The sequence below is a fragment of the Armatimonas sp. genome, assembly GCF_031410135.1.
Taxonomy (GTDB): domain Bacteria; phylum Armatimonadota; class Armatimonadia; order Armatimonadales; family Armatimonadaceae; genus Armatimonas.
In genome coordinates this window covers 1-2,929 of the sequence record NZ_JANNYP010000774.1, presented here as the reverse complement: position 1 = coordinate 2,929, position 2,929 = coordinate 1, and the positions used below count along the sequence as shown (strand labels likewise).

2 protein-coding genes are annotated in these 2,929 nt (G+C 58.0%); one reads left to right on the top strand and one right to left on the bottom strand.

Going from position 1 to position 2,929, the window contains the following annotated elements:
• On the top strand, positions 1–516 hold a 516-nt coding region (locus RMO15_RS28475; RefSeq protein WP_309720990.1), incomplete at its 5' end, for a PepSY domain-containing protein.
• A 1,168-nt stretch (positions 517–1,684) separates the two neighbouring features.
• Here RMO15_RS28475 and RMO15_RS28470 read toward each other — a convergent pair.
• On the bottom strand, positions 1,685–2,929 hold a 1,245-nt coding region (locus RMO15_RS28470; protein ID WP_309720988.1), incomplete at its 5' end, for an alkaline phosphatase family protein.

The following is a 2,929-nucleotide window of genomic DNA, read 5'->3' as shown; positions in this document are numbered from 1 at the left end:
GTGGAGTATACTCAAATGAAAATAACTCGAATTCTTCTAGCATCGCTTCTTCTTCTTGGCCAAACGGTTCAAAGTTACGCCCAAGAAGCGCCTCCGCCAACTTCTCCAGCAGTAAAAACAAGTGCCGAGCTTCACGAGGATGAAGCATGGAAAATTGCTACGGACAAGATTCCCGGTAAAAAAATTGATAGTGAACTCCAGCCCGATGGCCCACTCTGGATTTTTCATGTTTTGGATACCAAAGGCTATGAGTGTGTCGTCACCGTGGCGCAGAAAACCAGAGCCGTGAGTAAAGTCGTCGTACCGAAGCTTACGGTAAAGCAGGCTCTTGCTATTGCGTTGAAAAAAGCGCCAGGGAAGCGCGATGAGCGCCACAAAGACATGCCGACGTTCAGTGAAAAGCAGCAAATGCACACGTTTTACATTGAGCCGAAGAAAGGTGACCTCAAATCTGTCACTGTGAGCGATAAGACCGGAAAGGTCGTAAGTGTTCGCGATATGGGCGATGTTGGCTGAGTCCTCACGCCGGGGCAAGGACTTGTCCCGGCACCTCGGAAATCTCTGGGAAAATCATGAAAACAACTCGAACTCTTTACCTGTTACCTGCTGTCCTACTTGTGGTAGGAACTGTCGCGCCTGCCTATGCCCAGAAATCTCTGGCCGCGCCGTATCTTGCGCAAGCGAAAAAGCTCTTGCCGAGCGTCGGAATTGAGTTAGATCCGGGCGACGGCGGGGAGGTCGCAAGTGTGGGAAAACTGTACTTCGCAAACTTTCTCCCGCTGCATGTCAAGCTGGCACTGGCACAGAAACAGACGGGCGATGCCGCCGGGGCGCAGGCGACACTGGCACGGGCACGAGCGCTCTGCACGGATAAGAAAGGCACCTACCAAGGCTTGGTGACGCTACTGGTCACCGAGGGACTACACGTGGGTTTCTACGCCGAGAGTGTCTCGTTTCACAATAAGCATGACATAGACGGCTTCCGCGCCCCGCTTCTGGCCGAGTATGAAATAACCGTCCGCAAAGACGCAAAAGCCGCCACGGCAGCGCTGCTCGCCGGAATCGAGCGTGGCAAAACTCTGGAGACAAAGGGCAAGGCGCTGGAAAAAGGCAGCGACGACCGCTGGACACGTCTCACCACGCTCTCTAAAATCTTAGACTGCGCCGTGCACCATAACTTGCCCGAGGTGGTTCCTTCGGCCCGCGCTGCACTCACTCCCTACGTCAAAGACCTGACCGGGATCGAGCTGTGCCAGGCGGTGTTTCTGGGAGTCCCCGAGACTTCCCCTGCCGATGCTGAGGCGAAGCTGCTAGCCGAACCCGATAATAAGGGGCACTGGGGGCTGCAAGCGCTGGGGTTTTTCTATCTGAAGAAAGAGACCGAGGCACGCGCCGCGCTCGATACTCTCAAAAAATACAAGAACGGCGACCAGATGTTGCCCGCGCTTCTGTCCTTCCTAAAGCCCGCTGAGTTCGCCGCGCTCGCCTCCGGGGGAATGACGAGAACAACGCTTGACTACCTAAGACAAGAAGGCCGTGAGACGCCCGAGACGGTGCGGGTCTTGCAAAAACGCCTTCTGGAGAACCCGTTGCTCTCAGCGGCGCAGCGGGCAGCCGAGGCGCGAAAAGAGTTTCTGGAGATCTACAAAGACAACCAGAAGCGGGCATACACGAAAGGCTCCTATCAGTATTCAGCGTCGCAGAGCCAGTATGCCGATATGCTCGTGGACATCCTCCCGCTCGACCCGGCGTTTGCGGTGGCTTTGTCCACATCGTCCCAGTCAAGTTGCTCACAGGCCTCGGCGAGGCGGCGTGCCTCGCCGGAGAGCGCCGTTTTGGCCACGTTGAATTCGTCCAGCGGGATGCGATTAGGAACGGCAGTATACGATGCTGTGTCGGGTGTGGCGGTGAAGCAGCTGGTGAGGGGCGTGGCGGTGCGATCGAAGCGGTTCATGGCCGGGAAGCCGAGCGCGAGGCCAATCGTGCGGATAAAGCTGGTGTGGTTGAAGAGCGTGCTATTAACACTGCCGCGCCGGGTGTAGGGCGAGATGCAGAGCGCGACGGTGCGGTGGCCGTCCATGTGGTCCACCCCGAACTGGGAGTCGTCCTCGATCACCAGGATCAGGGTCTCTTTCCAGAACTTCGACTTGCTGATACGCTCCACGATCCGGCCCAGCGCGAGGTCGTTGTCGGCCACGGTGGCGCGGGGTGTGGGGCTACCGGCTCGCGTGCCCGCTGTATGGTCGTTGGGCAGGAGCAGGATCGAGAGATTGGGCATCGTGCCGGATTTCTCAAAGCTGTCTATATCAGCGACATACTGGTCGGCGCGCCACTGGTCCGAGACCGTGGAGGGGAAGCCGATATAGGTGGGGTGGAGCAGGGGGCGGAGCGCGGCGTTGTCAGTGCCGGGCTTGATGGTGTAGCGCTTGCCATTGTTTTGTTTATAGTCATCCCAGAGTGTCTTCCAGTCGGGGCGCACAGCTTTTCCCGTCTGGGTATCGGTGATCACGGGCTTGTTGACAAACTCCCCGTAGACCCGCACCGACTTTTTCTTGGCCAGCGCCGCCGTCCACAAAAAGCCCGTCGGCGAGCCGGAGAGCGCATCGCCGCCGTCGTAGGGATACGAGCGCGTGTGGGCGGCGTAGTTCTGCTCCATGTAGCCATTGGCCACCCCAGAGACCGTCCACTGGTGGCCGTCGGCGGAGTTCGTCCCACTGGTGTAGGTATTGTCGAGGAGCACAAACTGCCGGGCGAGCGCGTGGTGGTTGGGGGTCACTTCCTCGGAGAACGTACAGAGTTTAACGTCCCCATTGCCCTCTTTCATGTCGCCAAAGACGCCATCATAGGTTTGGTTTTTCTTGATGATGTAGACCACGTGCTTAAACACCGAAGGCTCCCCGACCCGCTCGGGGATCGGCACGGGCTTAAC